At 37.9% G+C, this 18,734-nt stretch carries 17 protein-coding genes; 2 read left to right on the top strand and 15 right to left on the bottom strand.

The features are described from left to right. Positions 1–19: 19 nt before the first annotated feature. The 8 genes from DSM03_RS14420 to DSM03_RS14455 form a co-directional block, all read right to left on the bottom strand. Positions 20–886 (bottom strand): PPK2 family polyphosphate kinase, encoded by an 867-nt coding sequence (locus tag DSM03_RS14420; protein WP_128762451.1) that lies wholly within the window; start codon positions 884–886, stop codon positions 20–22. A 55-nt stretch (positions 887–941) separates the two neighbouring features. After that, the gene (locus DSM03_RS14425) at positions 942–2,105 is read right to left on the bottom strand and encodes a sigma-54-dependent transcriptional regulator (RefSeq protein WP_128762452.1); all 1,164 of its coding nucleotides are present in this window, start codon (positions 2,103–2,105) and stop codon (positions 942–944) included. A gap of 2 nt (positions 2,106–2,107) precedes the next feature. Further along, positions 2,108–2,995, bottom strand: coding sequence for a hypothetical protein (locus tag DSM03_RS14430; RefSeq protein WP_128762453.1), 888 nt, complete (start codon positions 2,993–2,995; stop codon positions 2,108–2,110). Positions 2,996–3,002: 7 nt separating this feature from the next. Continuing rightward, complete coding sequence (locus tag DSM03_RS14435) at positions 3,003–3,926, bottom strand: mechanosensitive ion channel family protein (RefSeq protein ID WP_128762454.1); 924 nt, start codon at positions 3,924–3,926, stop codon at positions 3,003–3,005. Position 3,927: 1 nt separating this feature from the next. Beyond that, a complete protein-coding gene (locus DSM03_RS14440; protein WP_128762455.1) occupies positions 3,928–5,217 on the bottom strand; it encodes an ABC transporter permease in 1,290 nt (429 codons plus the stop codon). Beyond that, positions 5,217–6,173: an ABC transporter ATP-binding protein gene (locus tag DSM03_RS14445; RefSeq protein WP_128762456.1), complete on the bottom strand. Its 957-nt coding sequence runs from the start codon at positions 6,171–6,173 to the stop codon at positions 5,217–5,219. The genes DSM03_RS14440 and DSM03_RS14445 overlap by 1 nt, the downstream gene beginning before the upstream one ends. Positions 6,174–6,487: 314 nt before the next feature. Beyond that, a complete protein-coding gene (dnaJ, locus tag DSM03_RS14450) occupies positions 6,488–7,615 on the bottom strand; it encodes a molecular chaperone DnaJ (RefSeq protein ID WP_128762457.1) in 1,128 nt (375 codons plus the stop codon). 41 nt (positions 7,616–7,656) lie between these two features. Continuing rightward, positions 7,657–8,223 (bottom strand): nucleotide exchange factor GrpE, encoded by a 567-nt coding sequence (locus tag DSM03_RS14455; RefSeq protein ID WP_128762458.1) that lies wholly within the window; start codon positions 8,221–8,223, stop codon positions 7,657–7,659. A gap of 153 nt (positions 8,224–8,376) precedes the next feature. Between DSM03_RS14455 and DSM03_RS14460 the strand changes: the two genes are divergently transcribed. Continuing rightward, entirely contained in the window at positions 8,377–9,048 is a 672-nt protein-coding gene (locus DSM03_RS14460) for a YceI family protein (RefSeq protein WP_128762459.1), read from the top strand. 83 nt (positions 9,049–9,131) lie between these two features. Here the strand turns inward: DSM03_RS14460 and DSM03_RS14465 are convergent, their stop codons facing one another. Further along, entirely contained in the window at positions 9,132–10,034 is a 903-nt protein-coding gene (locus tag DSM03_RS14465) for a TIGR01777 family oxidoreductase (RefSeq protein WP_128762460.1), read from the bottom strand. Between the two features lie 149 nt (positions 10,035–10,183). On the opposite strand from DSM03_RS14465, the gene lnt reads away from it, so the two are divergent. Beyond that, positions 10,184–11,788 carry an apolipoprotein N-acyltransferase gene (gene lnt, locus DSM03_RS14470; protein WP_128762461.1) on the top strand — a complete coding sequence of 535 codons (1,605 nt, stop codon included), beginning with the start codon at positions 10,184–10,186 and terminating at the stop codon, positions 11,786–11,788. A 15-nt stretch (positions 11,789–11,803) separates the two neighbouring features. Here lnt and DSM03_RS14475 read toward each other — a convergent pair whose 3' ends face one another. Genes DSM03_RS14475 through DSM03_RS14500 form a run of 6 tightly spaced genes read right to left on the bottom strand, consistent with a single transcriptional unit; the run spans position 11,804 to position 18,727 of the window. Beyond that, positions 11,804–13,192: a sugar transferase gene (locus tag DSM03_RS14475; RefSeq protein ID WP_128762462.1), complete on the bottom strand. Its 1,389-nt coding sequence runs from the start codon at positions 13,190–13,192 to the stop codon at positions 11,804–11,806. Between the two features lie 34 nt (positions 13,193–13,226). Next, positions 13,227–14,240: a glycosyltransferase family 4 protein gene (locus DSM03_RS14480; protein ID WP_128762463.1), complete on the bottom strand. Its 1,014-nt coding sequence runs from the start codon at positions 14,238–14,240 to the stop codon at positions 13,227–13,229. After that, on the bottom strand, positions 14,197–15,567 hold the full coding sequence (locus DSM03_RS14485; RefSeq protein WP_128762464.1) for an O-antigen ligase family protein: 1,371 nt from the start codon (positions 15,565–15,567) through the stop codon (positions 14,197–14,199). The genes DSM03_RS14480 and DSM03_RS14485 overlap by 44 nt, the downstream gene beginning before the upstream one ends. Next, the gene (locus tag DSM03_RS14490; RefSeq protein WP_128762465.1) at positions 15,551–16,621 is read right to left on the bottom strand and encodes a glycosyltransferase; all 1,071 of its coding nucleotides are present in this window, start codon (positions 16,619–16,621) and stop codon (positions 15,551–15,553) included. The genes DSM03_RS14485 and DSM03_RS14490 overlap by 17 nt, the downstream gene beginning before the upstream one ends. Position 16,622: 1 nt before the next feature. Further along, a complete protein-coding gene (locus DSM03_RS14495) occupies positions 16,623–17,735 on the bottom strand; it encodes a glycosyltransferase family 4 protein (RefSeq protein ID WP_128762466.1) in 1,113 nt (370 codons plus the stop codon). Then, positions 17,732–18,727 (bottom strand): glycosyltransferase family 2 protein, encoded by a 996-nt coding sequence (locus DSM03_RS14500; RefSeq protein WP_128762467.1) that lies wholly within the window; start codon positions 18,725–18,727, stop codon positions 17,732–17,734. The genes DSM03_RS14495 and DSM03_RS14500 overlap by 4 nt, the downstream gene beginning before the upstream one ends. Positions 18,728–18,734 lie beyond the last annotated feature (7 nt).

Below are 18,734 nucleotides of genomic sequence, written 5' to 3' on the forward strand. Positions count from 1 at the left end.
ATGTTAAAGCTGAACTTATTTATTCCGTTTCCAGTTGCTTGCGGTACGCATCAAGGTTATGCTTTGTTTTCGCATCTAGCTCCGGCTCTATAATATCTTTATATTCCGAAAGTTTTTCGAGTAATATATTAGCTAAAATCAAACGCGCAGTAGGCTTATCATCTGCAGGGATAATATACCACGGGGCGTGAAATTTTGAAGTTTTATTAAGGGCATCTTCATAGCATTTCTGATATTCATCCCAGAGTTCGCGTTCTTTTAAATCTGCTGCAGAAAACTTCCAGTTTTTATTGGGTTTATTGAGACGACGCAGCAACCTGTTCTTTTGCTCTTCTTTAGAGAGATGCAAGAAGAATTTAAAGATGATGGTCCCGTTTTCAGCAATGTGCTTTTCAAAATTATTGATCTGCTCAAAACGCTTTTCCCAGAATGCTTCATCAATATCTGAAACACTATCAATTCCCGGAATGTTTTCGTTCAAAACATATTCCGGATGTACCCGTGTCACCAAGACGTTCTCATAATGGGTACGGTTAAAAATACCAAACTTGCCCCGAGCTGGTAATGCAATATAATGACGCCATAAATAATCGTGGCCCAACTCTAAACTTGTAGGAACTTTAAAACTATGAACAACAACACCGCGAGCGTTGAAGTTTTTAAAAACCTCCCGAATCAAACTATCCTTCCCGGCAGTATCCATGCCTTGAATACAGATCAACGCGGCATATTTACCTTGCGCATACATGGCGTTTTGAATTTCTGCAATCTTTTTACTAACCGAATCCAGCTCTTTTTCAAGTTCTTTTTTCTTACCGAAATCCTGATGGGTTTCCCGGTCTTTTAACTGAATAGGTTGTGTAATTTGATAATCTGAAGCTTTCATAGTTGGTTATTTATGCGGTAATAGATATTAAAATTTTCAGAGGTTTTCATCAAAACTATTTACTGGCAAAAAGTTTTACATCTTCTTCAGAGACTTCACTTCCACCCAAAATAATTAAGCGCTCCACAACATTACGCAACTCTCTAATATTACCGGTCCAGTCGTACTCTTGTAATTTACTGATTGCCTTATCAGTGAAGTTTTTAACAGCAGTCCCTTGCTCTGTTGCTACCTTATTAGAAAAATGAGTTACTAGTAACGGAATATCGTCTCTACGATCATTTAATGCAGGAACAGGTACTAAAATCACAGCCAGGCGATGGTATAAATCTTCTCTAAATTTACCCTCTGCTATTTCTTTCTTAAGGTCTTTATTGGTTGCCGCTAAAACACGAACATCTACTTTAATATCTTTATCACTACCCACACGAGAAACTCTATTCTCCTGAAGTGCACGTAGCACTTTGGCTTGCGCCGAAAGACTCATATCGCCTATCTCATCTAGAAATATTGTTCCGCCATTAGCAGCTTCAAATTTACCGGCGCGATCTTTATTTGCTGAAGTAAAAGCGCCTTTCACATGACCAAAAAGTTCACTCTCTATCAATTCTGAAGGTATCGCAGCACAATTCACCTCAATCATAGGGCCTTTTGCGCGATCACTTTTCTCGTGAAGCCAATGCGCTACGAGTTCTTTCCCCGTTCCATTAGGCCCGGTAATGAGTACACGCGCTTCGGTGGGAGCTACTTTTTCTATAATATCTTTGATCTTGATAATGGCTTCGCTCTCACCAATCATCTCATACTGCTTACTGACCTTCTTCTTGAGACGGGTATTTTCAACAACCAGATTCTTTCGGTCTAAAGCATTTCGAACCGTGTTTAAAAGTCTGTTGAGATCCGGTGGCTTTGAAATATAATCAAAGGCGCCCAAACGCATCGTATTTACAGCGGTATCCAGATCTCCGTGCCCCGAAATCATGACCATGGGTATTTCAGGCTTTATCTTTTTTGTAGCTTCCAGTACCTCTACGCCATCCATCTTTGGCATTTTAATATCACAGAGAACAAGATCATAATCATTGTCTTTAATTTTCTCCATCCCTGCCAGACCGTCCTCAGCTTCCTCTACCTGATATTCTTTACTTTCCTCTGTAAGAATTTTAGTTAAAACCCTGCGGATGGCCGCTTCATCTTCTATGATTAATATTTTTGACATCTCTAAAATTTAAATTTGACACCGGTTCTAAAATAAAACGTATTGTCGCTATTTATCTTGTAAATATCGTCCCGGTTATTATTACGCAATCTAAAGTCATTATTTATTGAATGTGTTGCGTATGCATAATATAGCAAATGCTTTGTGAAAAAATGCTCATATCCTAAACCACCCAGAATAATCGTCATCGAAATATTTTCTGCTGTTTGATCATTTATAGTCATGTTGTTCTGAATGTTAGCAAAAAAGTTATCAAGTGTAACAAAAGCCTGTAAAGCATCTTTATGATCATCGTTTAAATAATGCCGAATATTTGTTTTAGGTACACCGAGGGTATAGGTCCAGTTGGGATGAAATTCCCGGTAATAATTAACTAACGGAAGCGGAAAGTTACGTCCCGGAGTAGTTGAATAATCAAGCCCAAAAATCCAGCGATATGGCTTTGTGGTAGAAGCATCTTTCATATCGTTTATTGCGTAAATCGAAGCCGTGTAAATCCAGTCATCACTAACCAAACTTCCGGCTAGATTTGAGTTTATACGTGCACCCGCTTTTACTCCAAAACGCCAGTTTTCTTTGGGCTTCCAAACATAACCCACGTAGCCAGAAATACGGTGTAATGAACTTACATCTTGAATGTTGAATCCTGCAGGAACCGCATCCTTTATATCAACGTTTACATTTCGGTATTCAAACCCGGCAACGATTATTTTATTCAAGTCTTTATCCAACGGAATAGGCACCTGCAACAAGGCCCTAAAACGTCCAACCGCATTATCAGAATTACTAAAAGGGATATGCATATACTCTACCCGAGCGATATCTGTTGATTGTGCCTGAGCACTTAGTGCAAAAAGCACGGTAATACTAAAAATGAGTTTCTTGATCATATATATTTTAGGAGTCTGAAGAGTTTGTGCGGTAAAAATGTACATCTCGCTGTGGAAACGGAATTGTAATATTGTTTTTCCTGAATTCTTGATCTATTCGAAACCGAATTTCACTTTTAATTCTAGGGTCTGAGAAGCTATCGTTAATAAAGAAATAAACACCAAACATTAAAGCTGAATCACCAAAATCTTCAAAAAGCACCGTAGGTTTAGGAGTTTTGAGAACCCCATTTTGTTGACCTGCACATTCTAATAAAATTTTACGAACCAAATTCGTATCGCTACCATAAGCTACGCCAACTTTTACCGTTTCTCGCGTTGTGCGATGGTTCTGGGTGTAGTTGTAAACGATGTCACTTATGAAATGATGATTAGGCACAATGATTACTTTATCATCGCGAGTAAGCGCTCTTGTAGTACGCAGCTTAATTTCAAATATGCGACCGACCTTACCATCAATTTCAACTACATCTCCTACAGATAAAGACTTGTCGATCATTATAAAAATTCCGCCAATAATATCAGTAAAAAGATCTTGCAACGCCAGACCAAGACCTACGAACAATGCTGCCGATGCGGTGAGCAAAACAGTCACATCAATACCCGATGCGCTCAGGGTGATAACAACAACGATAACATAAACGATGTAACGTATGAATTTGAAAATACTCTTAAACTTGAGCTCATTCTCAAGATCCATTTTACGAGTAATCAAGCTTCGTATAAGCCTTAAGGCCGCTGTTGCAACTATAAATGACAACACAACCAGTAACAAATGGCCTACAGTAAAATCTATAGGTGTATTACCTGTTTTAAAATGAATACCGAGCTCGAGAAAATCCTGTATGGTTCCCCATATATTTTCTTCGAGGACGTCCTTTACCTTTTCGGCACTTTCCTTAACGGTTTCTTTTACTTCGTCTTGAATCATCTTAGTACTTAATCCACTTTAAAATTTCTTTATAAGTAGGTTTTTTACCATACATTAAAATCCCCACCCTATATATTTTTGAACCAAACCAAACGGTAAAAATAAAACTAGCTACCAGTATACTTACCGATAAAGCGAGTTGCCACCACGGTACTCCAAAAGGAATACGCATCAACATAACAATAGGCGAGGTGAGCGGTATCATAGAAAATATTGTTGCTACAGAACCATCAGGATTCTCGATTACTGCAAAAAAGCCCACATAAATCGCCAACATTAACGGCATAATGATAGGAAGCATAAACTGTTGCGTATCGGTCTCACTATCTACCGCCGCACCTATTGCCGCATAAATAGAGCTATACAAGAAGTATCCTCCTATAAAATAAACCAGAAAGAACCCGGCTAATTTGAGCAAGGGTAAATTGAGAATATCAAGAACGATAAGTTCTATTTTATCAAGATCTGTAGTTGCCATATTACCCACAGGTGTATTGGGAGCTGTTGCATCTAAACCCAGATAAAGCGTCAAAAAAGTTAACAAACCTCCACCTATAATCAACCAAATCATAAACTGCGTGATACCAGCCAATGTCGTTCCCATAATTTTACCCATCATGAGTTTAAAAGGCTTCACTGATGAAATGATTACCTCAATAATCCGATTCGTTTTTTCTTCGATTACAGAGCGCATAACCATATTACCATAAATGATGATAAACATCATCAACAAATACCCGGCACCACCCCCAAAACCGGCTTTGATCCAGCTTGATATTTTTGAAGTCCGTTCTCCTTGAAAGTCCTCAATGTTTATTGAAACCAGGGTTTTTGCTTCATCAATTAAATCTAGATCGACTCCGCGATCCAGCAACTTTTCATTGGTGATTTTAGTCTGAATTTGCTCCTCTATACTTTCTAAGGTAGAAATCCCCGGAGCTTCGTTTCCGAAGAAAATTACACCAGATGTATTTTTCTTTACGTTTTCAGGAATATAAAGTAATCCAAAATAGTTGTTCTTTTCAACCTCTGTTTTAGCCACTTCGAGTCCGGCAGGAGAGAGATCCAAATAATCTATACTCTCTGTATTCTCAAACTCTTTATAAAACATTGCGCTTTCATCAACCACAACAATGGTTTGTTTCCCGGCTTGATTGAGCTGTGTCAAATAGGTAATAAGCATTATCATCCCCACTACAATCAACGGACTCAAAAAGGTCATGATTATAAATGAGCGATTACTTACCCGTGCTCTATATTCTCTTCTGATTATTAAACCTAAAGCTCCCATTAATTTGCGTTGATGGTTTGAATAAATATATCATTTACTGTAGGCACTACTTCAACAAAATGATTGATAGTCCCTTTTGCTGCTAAAAAGTTCAGCAACTCGTTAGGTTTTAAATCTTCAGGAATTTTAACTTGTATTTTGAGATCATTTTCATTAATAGTTTTAAAATGAGCTTCATGCATTTCCCAATTAGAAGGAATTGAATTTAAAACTTCAGTTTGTAAAAGCTGTAAACCTGATAAACTATCGTTTGCTGTTTCTAAACCTATTTCAAAAGTATTGGTGCGGTATGCCCGTTTGATATCTACCAAACGACCATCTAATATTTTATTGCTTTTATGCATTAGGGCAATGTGATCACACATTTGTTCAACAGATTCCATACGGTGTGTTGAAAAAAGTATGGTAGCTCCTTCTTCACGTAACTTAAGAATTTCGTCTTTGATCAACGATGCATTAATTGGATCAAAACCACTGAAAGGTTCATCAAAAATTAAAAGCTTAGGCCTATGAAGCACCGTAACAATAAACTGTACTTTTTGCGCCTGACCCTTAGACAATTCTTGTATTTTTTTATTCCACCAACTCATCATACCTAAACGCTCAAACCAGTAGGTACTGCGTTCTTTTGCTTCTGCTTTAGTGAGTCCTTTTAGTCTGGCTAAATAAATCACCTGCTCCCCTACTTTCATAGACTTGTAAAGGCCGCGTTCTTCTGGCATATACCCTATATTGATAATATGCTTTTGATCAAGAGGTTCCCCATCTAAAAAAACCGTGCCGGTATCTGGCATGGTAATCTGATTAATAATGCGAATCAATGTAGTTTTACCAGCCCCGTTGGGACCTAGTAATCCAAAAATACTTCCTTTTGGAACAGTAATAGAAAGATCATTGAGTGCGGTATAATTGCCGTATTTTTTATGAATATGGTCAGCGACTAAGAGGTCTGTCATAGAATGTAAATCACCTTGAGCAAGCCCATAAGGTATTATAATGAAACAACTTTTTAATTCGAGGCAAGCCCCATAATATTTAAATCTCGATTATCGAGTAAAAATAAAAGCTAAAGATATGAAAAGCTTACAGCCTATAGGCCAGTTAAGAATTATTTAGTACCTAAACGATACGCTAAAGTCCTAAAAAACAAAAACCCACCCTTAATTTGCATCAAGGATGGGAAAAAAATTGCTATGAAAAAGAAAAATATCACTAACTAGTGATTAGTGATATTCAAATATACACTTTTTTCTTAATATCATCTTAAAATCTAAGAAAACATGTCTTTAACCTTCTCGAAAAAAGACTTATCCTCTCGCTGTGGTTGTGGAGAGAAATGCTCATCATCAAGCATATTTTCAAAGAAAGTTTTTTGTTCTTTATTGAGGTTTTTAGGCGTCCACACATTCACGTGTACCAATAAATCTCCTTTACCATACCCGTTAATTGACGGAATACCTTTTCCGCGTAAACGTAATATCTTACCGCTTTGAGCTCCCTCTTCAATTTTGATTCGCACCTTACCGGTAACGGTATCGATCTCTTTACTTGTACCCAGAACTGCTTCAGGAATACTTATATATAAATCGTAATGTAAATTATCTCCTTCACGGCTTAATGTCTCATGCTGCGCTTCTTCAATCACAACGAGCAAGTCACCTGCAATACCATTATTACCTGGTGCTTCGTTACCTTTTCCGGTAACTTTTAACTGCATTCCGTCTACAACACCAGCCGGTATTTTGATAGAAACCGTTTCTTCTTCGGTCTTCATTCCTTGGGAATCCGCGTCTGCAGCTTTAGATTCTATAATCTGACCGCTACCGCCACATGCTGTACAAGGAGAAGCTGTTTGCATTCTACCTAAAATCGTATTCGTAACTCGAGTAACTTGACCACTACCACCACAAGTTGTACAGGTTTTATAAGTTGTACCGCTTGCTTGCTTTTTACGCTTTACTTTGATCTTTTTCTCTGCACCATTGGCAATTTCTTCTAAAGTAAGTTTTACACGTATACGTAAGTTACTCCCTTTGGTTCTTCGCTGACCGCCAAAGCCGCCACCGAAACCTCCAAAACCGCCTCCGCCGCCGCCAAAGGCGCTACCGAAAATATCACCAAACTGGCTAAAGATGTCGTCCATATTCATGCCGCCACCGCCGCCAAAGCCACCGCCTTCAAAGGCTTGATGACCGTATTGATCGTAACGCGCACGTTTATTTTCATCACCTAGTACTTCATATGCTTCTGCAGCTTTCTTAAAGAGTTCTTCAGCTTCAGAATCCCCCGGATTTTTATCTGGGTGATACTTGATCGCCTTCTTCCTATATGCCTTCTTTATCTCTGCAGCCGTTGCATTTTTGCTTAAGCCTAGTATGTCGTAATAATCTTCTTTCATCCCTGTCTCTGCTTCAATTTATTAGTAGTAACTCTTACTTCTTACTGCCCAACTACAACCTTTGGGTAGCGAATGATTTTTTCTCCTAACTGATATCCGTTCTCAACTACATCAACAATTTTGCCTTTCAAGCTATCTTTAGGAGCCGGAATCTGTGTGATTGCTTCATGTAAGTCAGCATCAAAAGCGTCACCGGTTTTTACTTCCATTTGCTTTAAACCTTTTGCCTTAAGTGTCTCTCTCAACTTATTACTGATAAGCTCTACACCTTTTTGCAGGTTTTTGTCTTTTGCTTTTTGAATTTCTGTCATCGCTCTGTCAAAATCGTCCAGAACTGGCAGCATAGCCTGCATAACTTCCTGACCTGCGGTCTTAAACATTTCTACACGCTCTTTACTTGTGCGACGTTTATAGTTTTCAAATTCAGCAAAAAGACGTAAAAACTTATCTTTTTCCTTTTCTAAGTCAGCTTTATATTTAGCCAATTCATCTTCGCTATCTTCAATTTCAACAGCATCACTTTGTGACTCTGCATCAGCCTGTTGCACATCTTGCGCTTTATTTTCTTCGTTCTCGTGAAGGATCTCTTCTTTATTTTCTGAACTCATTGTATATCTTATTTGCTTTGCAATTGGCAAAAGTACTGCCATTGTTGTAAAAATGTCAAAATGTCACCAATATATTTTATAGTTTATTTAAGAGCAAATGTTATTGTTTCTTCTATTTTTGAACTCTCAATTAACACTAAAAAAGTATTTAAAATGAAAATTAAATTTTTAACGTTATTTACTATGGCTGCGCTACTTACAGCTGCAGTATCTTGTAAAAATGAAGCTAAGAATGAAACGGAAGCTGCAGATGCTGAAACTGCTGCTGAAGTAACTGCTGAAGCTTCAAAATTTATGCTTGATAAAGAAGAATCAGAAATTAGCTGGGAAGGTGCAAAACCAACTGGTACTCATACAGGTACTTTAGGTCTTGAATCTGGAGTTGTTCGCCTTGAAGATGAAATGCTTAGTGGTAGTTTCCTAATCGATATGACTTCTATAGTTGTTACAGATCTTGAAGGAGATCAAAAAGCAAGTCTTGAAGATCACCTTAAAGGAACAGTTGAAGGTAAAGAAGGTGACTTTTTTAACGTAAATAAATACCCTACTGCTGCTTTTGAAATTACTGGAGTAACAGAAAAAGATGGTAAGAAAATAATGGCTGGTAACCTTACACTTAAGGAAACTAAGAAAAACATCGAGTTCCCTGTAACTTATGAAGTTGCTGGTAACACGTTAACTTTAAAATCTGAGCCATTTACAATAGACCGTACCGACTGGAATGTAAACTACGGTTCTAAATCGGTATTTGATAACTTAGGTGATAAATTCATCAACGATGAGATTGAATTAGAATTTACAATTGTTGCTAACCAACAAATGTAATCTCATTCAATACTATTGAATTATAAAACCGGCTCAAGGCCGGTTTTTTTATGCATAAACTTTTACGGTTTTAAATGACCCGACTAGCCTAAAAGATCTTTTAAAGCATTGTGTAAGTGTTTGTATTTAAAACTATAAATCGTTTCGGTCTTTTCTGAACTCACTTTCTGACTTTCTAAAACTACAGCAGCCATCTCACCTAGCAAAAGCTTTAAAGCAAACTCTGGAACATTAGGTAAGATCAAAGGCTTATCTAACAATGCAGCAACCTCTTTAGTCAACGTCTTATTGGTTACCGGATTTGGAGCTACTGCGTTATAAATCCCGTCGAGATTCTCTTCAATAACCGTTTTAAATATTCCTGCTAAATCTTCTAAATGAACCCACGATTGCCATTGCTTACCATCTCCCAAAGGAGCGCCTACATATGCTTTTATTGGCTGTGCTAATTTTTCTAATGCACCACCATCTTTTGCCAAAACAACACCCACACGTACTTTTGCAACTTTTAGCCCCAATTCTTGGAACTGATTTGCTGCTTTTTCCCAAGCTTCAACAACAGTTCCTAAAAATCCTTTATTATAGGTCTTAAAAGCTTCGGTATAAATACTGGTTTTTGAAGAAGGATATGCACCTATAGCACTAGCAGAAACAAACTGTTTTACCTCGTTAGGCGTATTCTGTAACGTTTTAAAAAGAAGAGCTGCGGTATTTGTACGACTTTCTAAAATGGTTTTCTTGTAGCTATCTGTCCAGCGTTCTGCAATGCTCGCACCTGCCAAGTGAACAACGCTGGTGACACCATCTAAGCAAGCTGTATCAATCTCTCCGGTTTTGGCATTCCACACAAAACCATGATAGTTTGTTTTAGTCTCTACTTTCTCTGGACTTGTAGTTAAATAATTTACTGCAATCCCGGCATCTAATAGTTGTTTACACAATTCTTGTCCCACTAGACCTGTGGCACCTGTAATTAAAATTCGCATCGCTTGTTTTTGCACTAAGTTAGCCACTAAGCGCTTAGTGATAGCCTATTTGATAGATGTTTAACAATCCTTTAATCTATAATGCGTTATTGTACTTTAGACTTAAATATGCTTATAGTAACTTGCAGTCCTTACTAGGTTATGTATTTATGAAAAATCTGATTTTAGCAATCACTACCGGACTTTTACTGGCATTAGCCTGGCCTACTTATGGTTTTCCTTTATTACTCTTTTTCTGCTTCGTTCCGTTGCTTTGGGTAACACAGAAATCCATTTTAAAACCGGTTAAAAAATCGGGACTTAAACTTTTCGGCCTTGCCTATTTAGTCTTTTTTATATTCAATATCATAACCACTTGGTGGCTGTATAATTCCACAGGATTTGGGATGTGTTTTGCTGTTTTGGCAAATTCCCTTTTAATGACAGTTGTATGGATGCTCTATAGACGAGTTAGCAAGAGTCTTTCTGTAAACTTAAGTCTGGTTTTTCTCATTTCACTATGGATGCTTTTTGAGTTCATGCATCTTAACTGGGAATTTTCTTGGCCCTGGCTCAATCTGGGCAATGGTTTTGCTACGTACACCGGCTGGATTCAATGGTATGAATTCACGGGGACTTTTGGCGGAACACTTTGGGTTTGGGTTGTTAATGCTTTAATTTTTAAAGGAGTTTTGGCTTTCGCCGAAACAAAAAATCAAAGAAAGCTGTTTATAAAATTAGCAGTTGCTGCCGGAGTAATTCTTATTCCTATTGGTGCTAGTCAAATTATTTATCACAACTATACAGAAACTCAAGATCCTGTTGAAGTTGTTTTGCTTCAACCGAATATTGACCCCTATACTGAAAAATACAATACTACAAATGAGCGTATTGCAGATTTACTTTTTGAAGAAGCTTCTAAGAGTCTAACCGATTCAACAGATTTCTTAATCGCTCCCGAAACCGTATTGGCTGAAGGTGCCGGTGTAGATATTCGCAATTTTGAATACAGTGCCGAAAAGGAAAAAGTAAAAGATTTTTTAAATACTTATCCTGACTTAAACTACCTGGCGGGAATTCAATTTTACAGGTTGTATACCAACGAGGAAGATATTTTATCTACAACAAACTACGTTGGTAAAGACCGGATTGGGAATCCGATTTGGGCAGACTTTTTCAACTCTGCTTTTTTACTGAATCAATCAGACACCTCACAGATTTACCACAAAAGTAAATTGGTCGTTGGGGTTGAAAATTTCCCGTATCAAAGTATTTTAAAACCGATATTGGGTGATGTAATGATCGATCTGGGCGGTACGGTTTCGATGAAAACGACTCAAAAAAACAGAGTCGCATTTACAGGGATTAATGAAACTAAAGTTGCTCCTATTATTTGTTACGAGTCGGTTTACGGAGATTTTGTAACTGATTATGTTAAAGCTGGAGCAGAATTTTTAGCCATCATAACTAATGATGCGTGGTGGGGAGACACTCAAGGTCATAAACAACACCTCAACTACGCCAGACTTCGGGCTATAGAAAACCGAAGAAGTATCGCGCGTAGCGCAAACACGGGTATTTCAGCAATAATCAATCAGAAAGGAGAAATTGAGAAAGAATTAGGGTATGGCTTACGAGGAACTTTAAAAGGCAATGTAAACAAAAACAGCAAGCTTACCGTTTACAGCAAGCACGGGGATTATCTTGCTAAACTGGCCTTTATTCCAGCAATTGGCCTTTTAATTTTTTCATTCTTCCAAAGAAAAAAGCACTAGAAACTTACCTGAAAACTACTGACCGCGATAGTAAATTATCGTACTTATTGTTTTTAGTAAAATATTGAGATCGAGAAACACATTACGGTGCTTAATGTAGAACAAATCGTATTGTAATTTTTCTAAGGTATCATCTACAGATTCGGCATAGCGTCCGCGCACCTGAGCCCAACCTGTTAAACCAGGCTTCACAACGTGTCGTATTTCATAAAATGGGATCTTTTCTGAAAGCTCCTTTACAAAAACAGGACGCTCTGGACGAGGACCTATAAGGCTCATTTCCCCTTTTAAAACATTAATACATTGTGGAATTTCATCAACACGTGTGTTTCGAAGAAACTTACCAAAAGGGGTTATGCGCGTATCCTTTTTCTGAGCCCATTGAGCTCCACCAGATTCTGCATCAATCACCATCGTTCTAAACTTTATAATCTTAAAATGCTTTCCGTTTTGACCAACGCGTACCTGCGTATAGAACAGAGGCCCTCTATTTGCTATAAGATTTCCTAAAAGGATCAAAGGGAGTACAATAAGTGTCAAAAACAACACGAATGCCGCAAAAATTACATTAAAAAAACTACTGACAAATAAGTAAAACCGATTCTTATTACTTCGGCTAAATGGAAAATATTTATAAAAATCACGTTCTACATGCTGCACGGGGACCCGTTGCGTAATTTCTTCATAAACCTGAGTATATTCTCTAATAGGGAATCCTTGTTCTAAAAGTGTAATCAATTTATTATACAAATCAACTCCTACACCTTGTGATGGACTCGCCACAACGATTTCTGAAACAGAATAACGCTTTATGGCTTTCAGTAAATTATCAACTTCAATGGCCCTTAATCTTCGATCAAAAGAATCTGGTTTTATATTATCTGTATTTACAAAACCTATCACACGATAATTAGGATCTGCAACATGAAGGTTTTCTGCAATTAAATTGATATCAAAGCTATTTCCTACAACCAGTATTCGTTTATTGAATCGCGGTGCAGAAATAAGGTTAATATAAGTATAGCGCCACAGCAACAATCCTACAACTAAAGAACCAAAGAAAAATAAGATTTGTAAGCGGTTCTCTGGTAACACCGGAGTAAAAAACGGCGTTAACACAAAAAACAAAACGGTCATAGAAACCGTTAATAAGACATTTTTAAGTGTAGTCTGAAATGAAGCTGCTTTCTGCAGGTCATACATCTCAAAGATTGCCGCAAAAAGTGTGTAATACAGTATGAGAATAAATACCCACTTCCAGCTATTAGGTTTAAATTTCAAATAATCAAAATCAAAACCATTATAGACCAATGCAATCATCAAAAAGATGAATACAAGGTCAAATATACGCAGTAGTATTTTGCGCTCTGAGATTTCGAAGTGAATGTTCGGTATCCAAGACATTTAGGGCTGTTTGGGCATTCAAATATAACGTATTTTAAGTCAAAATGTTAGACCACTGCTCCTTAACGGTATTCCAGTCATAGCGCTTAGCATACTCTTGAGCGTTTTGCGCTATATTCTGAGCTTTTTCTTTGTTATCAACTAAAGATATTATTGCTTTTACAAATTCATCACGATCCCCATCAGCGACCAATAAACCAGTTTCTTTATTCTTGATTATATAGGGGACTCCTCCTACTCTTGTACTAACTACAGGCAGACCTAAAGCCATAGCTTCTAAAAGGCTTACTGGTGTATTATCAATATGAGTAGTATTTATAAAAATAGCATAATCTGCAGCAAGATCTAGCCATTCTGTTTTTTCCTGTTTCCCTGTAAAAGTCACAGGCAAACCTTTTTTAAGCGCATACATTTTACAAGCTTCTAAACTACCATCTTTATCAGGGCCTACCATACACAAATGAGCGTCTGGATAGTAATCACGTAATTTTTCTAAAACTTCAAGAGCTAACATTGGATTGTAAATTGCTGCAAAAGAACGTACCCATAATAATTTAGGTTGAATATCTTTTCGAAATTTAAATCTATAATCAGTAAGATCTAACATATTAGGAATAACCTCAATACCTGTGTAACCTGTATTCTCAAAGTGATGGGCTAAATATGCTGAAGGAGCAACTAACCTATAGGCATTTTTAAATAAAAAATCTGAAGCTTTTTGACTTCTTTTTAAGCGTTTTGGTAAGTTACCACCATGTAATATGGGGATATAGTTTAACCGAAATAAATTACATATTCGAGCTGCAGCATAAGCAAACCAAAAATTCTGAGTGCTATACGTATCTATTAGCACATAATCTGTTTGCTTTCTATATCGAAGAATAAGCTGAACCATATCTAGTAGACGAACTGGCTTCGAGCGTTTAGAACTCGCGTAAAAAACAGTAAATCCTAAAGCTTCTAATTTAGGTCCTAGTGTATCAATACCTGTTGGAGTAAATCCCTTAATGGCTAATTTGTTTCCGAGGTAGAGTATCGTTTTTTTCATAAACTACATTCAATAAAGCTAAAGCATACAGAAATGCCGGTGCCGCCACACGCATAGACGAGTGGTTAATGGTCAGAAACCAAAAGCCAAAAAAAGAATAAAACAGGTAGTTTCTTCGGTTTCCAATTCTATAGAACAAAGGTGTACAAAATAATATCAATAAAGCGATCAATCCAAAAACCCCATGTTCAGAAAGTAGTCTGCTTATTTCATTGTGTGAGGCAGCAAGGATATCTAATTTTTCTTCTCGGTATTCTTTGGTTTTACCCACTCCAATCCCCATTATGGGGTTATTTATAAAAAAGGTAAGTTCAGAAGTAATAAGTTCTTGTCTTCCGGTTGAAAGGTCTTCTTTAATACGACCTGCTGCATCTTTATTGGCATACCTCAAATCAATAAGTCCCATTGTTCTTACTGATGTAATCAACCATGTTATGGCTATTGCACTTCCTAAAATCACCATATAAAATGAAATGGAGTTTCGTTTTCTAGAGGAAACTCCCTGAAAGTACATCACCATAAAGGCTATACTGATTAAAGCAGCGGTAAACATTCCTCCTCTGGAAAAGGTTATAATTCCCCGATAGGTTAAAAACATCAGTAGCCCTATATTTAAAAAAAAAATCAGCTTATTCTTCCCATTGACAAAAATCTGTATAACCAAAGCGAACATTCCGATTCCAAGGGCAGTAGCCACTTGATTGGGTCCATAACCTCCAGATAGTGCAAAATTAGATTGTGTACCGTTAAGCACATCACGGGTGTCTGGCGTAAAAAAGAAAAGATAAACTCCCATTGCAATCACAGGCATCAATAAACACCAAACTATATTATGAAGTTGCTGGCGCGTTATACGTCGATCAAAACAATATAATGCTGCTATTCCCAGACAAAAAGGTCCACTTAAATTGAAAATCACAGCTTTTCGCACATTGGTGTCGAAATTGAGTGTCTCGGCTGCGTAAATCACTCCCGGAATAAGTAAGAGTAAATACAACCAATACGGAGCTGATCTACGGGAGGTTCCGCTGAAAAACAATCCCAACAGAATAAAACAAATTACCGAATATTTACCGGCCTCCCAGGGAATCAAACTTCCGCCGGTCATCCTAAAAAACACTTCTCCTGCGGTCATGTAAGCCGCTGCATATAAGACCTGATTTTGCTTATTGCCACTTTGAAAAACCCACAACGTAAAGAAAACTATAGAACCTAAAAAATATATTAAGCCGAAAAATCGAAACAAATAGATCACAAAACCTATCGCAATGTGAAGTGCGATAAATTGCAAGTATCTTTTATTATAGTTCTTAAATAATTTCAGCATACAAGGTTATTACGTGCTCAATAATTTCAGACTCCCCAAATTCACAAAGAACCTTTTCTCTAAAGCCTGCTGCATTAGCCCTGAATTCACTATCTGCAGAACTAGATTTCAAAACAGCTTCTGCAAGAGCCTCTTTATCTCTAGGAGGAATGATTTTGCCATAATGCCCTAATACTACTTTGCACTGCCCCACGTCAGTTGCTACTGCATCAAGACCTGCCTGACCGTACTCCAAAAGGGCCAAAGGTAAACCTTCAGAATCTGAAGATAGAACGCCTACATCAAAATGCGGTAAAATGGCAGACATTTTTAAGTGTGTTCCGTAATAAAAAACGCTTTTCGTGAAAGGTTCGGCTTTCATCCGCTCAAAAAGTGAATCAGCATAAAAACGATCTGCTGCCTGCCCAAAAAGGTGCAAGGTAAAAGCGGCGTCCTGTTCTAAAACCCATTTAAAAGCATCCAGCAGCAACTGGTGGTTTTTTTGTGGCCGTAAATTGGCAACACAAACAATGCGTTTACCTTTGGCTCCAAAAACTTCAAAATCTGAATCCATGGGTAAAGCTTCCGCAATAAAATTTTTAATGTAGAAGGCATTCTCAACCTTCAATTTTTCTATAGACCAATGAGCGAGTTTTTCATTGACTGCAAAAACAGCATCAAAAAAGACACTTAGCATTCTTAATGAGGTTGCTTTTCGCTCTGCCAGAAATTCACTTTTCCCGTAATGATCGTGCCATATTAATTTCAGACCGGGTGTAACCAGCTTGACCAAAACACTTACAAAACAGCTGCTTCCATGCGCCTGAATGACATCAATATTGTGTTTCTTGATAAATTGCTGCAGTCGAAATACCGCTGCAAAATCCAGTCGACGCTTTCGCTCCAAATACAAATAAGGAATTTCCGGATCGATCAATGCTTTTAAAGCACCTTCCTTTCGCGTGACGCAAAAGGCAGAAACTGCTATACGCTTATGCAAGGCATTTGCATAATTCACGGCCATACGTTCGGCGCCACCAATTTCTAAACTATCTATAAGTTGCAAGACGCGCACGCTATAAAAGGTTTTCTATTTCAGAATTAAAGCGTTCTAAAGTATAGTTTCTGGACCAAATTGACGCTTCTGCAGCCATAGTTTTAAGCTTAGTTTTATCAACCAAATGCTCCTGAAGTTTTTTGACATCGCTATCTAAGTCCATTTGTAAAAGCACTCCGCGTTTTCCGAAATCCAGCATCCACAGCACACATGAAACCGGAGTAGCGATAGGAATCACACCCCACCACATGGCTTCAGCCACCACTTTTGGCCAGCCTTCACTTTTTGACGGAAGCATCAAAAAATGACTCTTTTTGTAGGCTTCTTTTACGGCTTCCGCAGGCTGATTCCCGTGCAAAAATAACTGGTGCTCCACATTCAATTCCTTTGCAACTTTATTCAAATGTTTGCGTTCCGGGCCTTCCCCATACACGTGCAATTCTGAAGGAAAGCCTTGTTCAATCAATTCGGCTACCAATTCTAAAGCATAAACCGGTTGCTTACCGGGTGAAAGGCTGCCTACAAAAAGAAAACGCAAGGGTAAATCGTACTTGCGCCTGGGTATTTCCATTTTATCCTTTTCAGTATACGTAGCCGTAAAAAAAGCTTTGACATTAGCGCTTTGCTTCGGCCAGTCGCCATAGACGATTACCTGCATATTTTTGGTCAAGAAGGTATTGCTTAGTATCCATTTTTGAAAGCGATAGCTCCTGGGCTGTTTCACCCCGGGTTTCCAGTTGCCGGCATATTTTGCAGTTTTGGATTTATGCGGAAAAAAAATCTGAACCAATGCACCTAGTAAGCCCACGTTTCCGGGACAACGGAGATGAATATGATCTGCCTCTTGCATCGTTCTGTAAATAATCTTTAAAACTGAAGGAAGCAGCCTCAGCGTTTTGAAAACAGATTTTAAGCCCAGGATATCAAAATCCGGTACCGCTTTGAATTCAAGGTTTTTCGCTTTATAAGGCAAGTCAATTGCACCCGGTTTTTCTGAACTAAAAGTACCCACAACCAAAACCTCATCGACGTGCTGAAACCAAAGATTCATCTCCCGCACATAAGGCGCATAGGAATAATATTCGCCGCTTTTTTTGAAATGCTTAATATGGGTGATAACTGCAAACTTCACCTGCGTTTAGGCTTATTAAATAATAAACTCCACCAACCTGCCACTCTTCCTGCAGCTTCTTTAAATGCCCCTTTTTTATCTTCCGCAGTAATAACGTTGCTAAACCGAATCATGGTTAGCACCAATGCTGTTGCGTTCCATTTGAATCGAGCCTTTAAATTCGGACTGGGGTATTTTACGCGCCACACGTACCAACCGTTGCGGATGACCATTTTGCCGTATTTAAAGAGATCTGGTCTTCCCGCCGGATTGTGATGGTGTTCAAGTCTGGCTTTTGTATTAATCCATAATGATTCCAATTTAGAAGCCCGTAAACTGAAATCGGCATCTTCATATAAACTATACCCTTCAAAATAGTTTGAAAAATTTAGATGTTTAAATAAGCTAGTTTTATATGCAGCTACACCTCCCATAAGTTGTTCTACGGGATAAATTTTTCCGCTGGGAGGTAAAAAGCTAATAGATCGTCCGTGTCCAAAATCAGGCATAAAACCCGGTGCAGCATCAGGCTCTAATCCAAATAACGCACGCAATTGAAACCGACTCCCCTCTTTACGTTGATACCCATCAAAAACAAACCAATCTTTCCTTGGCTCATTTTGATCGAATTCCCAAGCTACTTCATTGGTAATATAACCACCAACCCCAACAGCATTGGGTTTTTCATGAAAAGTTCGAAGAATTTGCTCAAAATAATCGGGTTCTAAAATGACATCATCATCTAAAAAACATACAATTTCAGACTGAGGATTTAATTTTTCAATACCAAAATTCCGCTGACGCGTAAGTCCGCGATCCTGCTCTTCAACTTTAAAATACTTAAGCTTAGGAATTGCCTTTTGATTAAGAACTTCGGCTGTTTGATCATCTAAAGAAGCATCAATAACCAAAATCTCATCCGGATAAAGCCTTTGCTTTTCTACTGATTTTAAAAGTGTCACCAACGCTTGTGGACGCTGATACGTACAAATGATTAAGGAAAAACTACGCATAAAGTAC

This window comes from Leeuwenhoekiella aestuarii (genome assembly GCF_004104055.1).
Taxonomy (GTDB): Bacteria; Bacteroidota; Bacteroidia; order Flavobacteriales; family Flavobacteriaceae; genus Leeuwenhoekiella; species Leeuwenhoekiella aestuarii.

Coding starts and splice junctions, on each gene's coding strand:
- DSM03_RS14475 (WP_128762462.1), bottom strand. CDS start 13,192: ATGTCTTGGATACCGAACATTCACTTCGAAATCTCAGAGCGCAAAATA.
- DSM03_RS14440 (WP_128762455.1), bottom strand. CDS start 5,217: ATGGGAGCTTTAGGTTTAATAATCAGAAGAGAATATAGAGCACGGGTA.
- DSM03_RS14425 (WP_128762452.1), bottom strand. CDS start 2,105: ATGTCAAAAATATTAATCATAGAAGATGAAGCGGCCATCCGCAGGGTT.
- DSM03_RS14430 (WP_128762453.1), bottom strand. CDS start 2,995: ATGATCAAGAAACTCATTTTTAGTATTACCGTGCTTTTTGCACTAAGT.
- DSM03_RS14485 (WP_128762464.1), bottom strand. CDS start 15,567: ATGCTGAAATTATTTAAGAACTATAATAAAAGATACTTGCAATTTATC.
- DSM03_RS14465 (WP_128762460.1), bottom strand. CDS start 10,034: ATGCGAATTTTAATTACAGGTGCCACAGGTCTAGTGGGACAAGAATTG.
- DSM03_RS14455 (WP_128762458.1), bottom strand. CDS start 8,223: ATGAGTTCAGAAAATAAAGAAGAGATCCTTCACGAGAACGAAGAAAAT.
- DSM03_RS14445 (WP_128762456.1), bottom strand. CDS start 6,173: ATGACAGACCTCTTAGTCGCTGACCATATTCATAAAAAATACGGCAAT.
- dnaJ (WP_128762457.1), bottom strand. CDS start 7,615: ATGAAAGAAGATTATTACGACATACTAGGCTTAAGCAAAAATGCAACG.
- DSM03_RS14500 (WP_128762467.1), bottom strand. CDS start 18,727: ATGCGTAGTTTTTCCTTAATCATTTGTACGTATCAGCGTCCACAAGCG.
- DSM03_RS14460 (WP_128762459.1), top strand. CDS start 8,377: ATGAAAATTAAATTTTTAACGTTATTTACTATGGCTGCGCTACTTACA.
- DSM03_RS14435 (WP_128762454.1), bottom strand. CDS start 3,926: ATGATTCAAGACGAAGTAAAAGAAACCGTTAAGGAAAGTGCCGAAAAG.
- DSM03_RS14420 (WP_128762451.1), bottom strand. CDS start 886: ATGAAAGCTTCAGATTATCAAATTACACAACCTATTCAGTTAAAAGAC.
- DSM03_RS14480 (WP_128762463.1), bottom strand. CDS start 14,240: ATGAAAAAAACGATACTCTACCTCGGAAACAAATTAGCCATTAAGGGA.
- lnt (WP_128762461.1), top strand. CDS start 10,184: ATGAAAAATCTGATTTTAGCAATCACTACCGGACTTTTACTGGCATTA.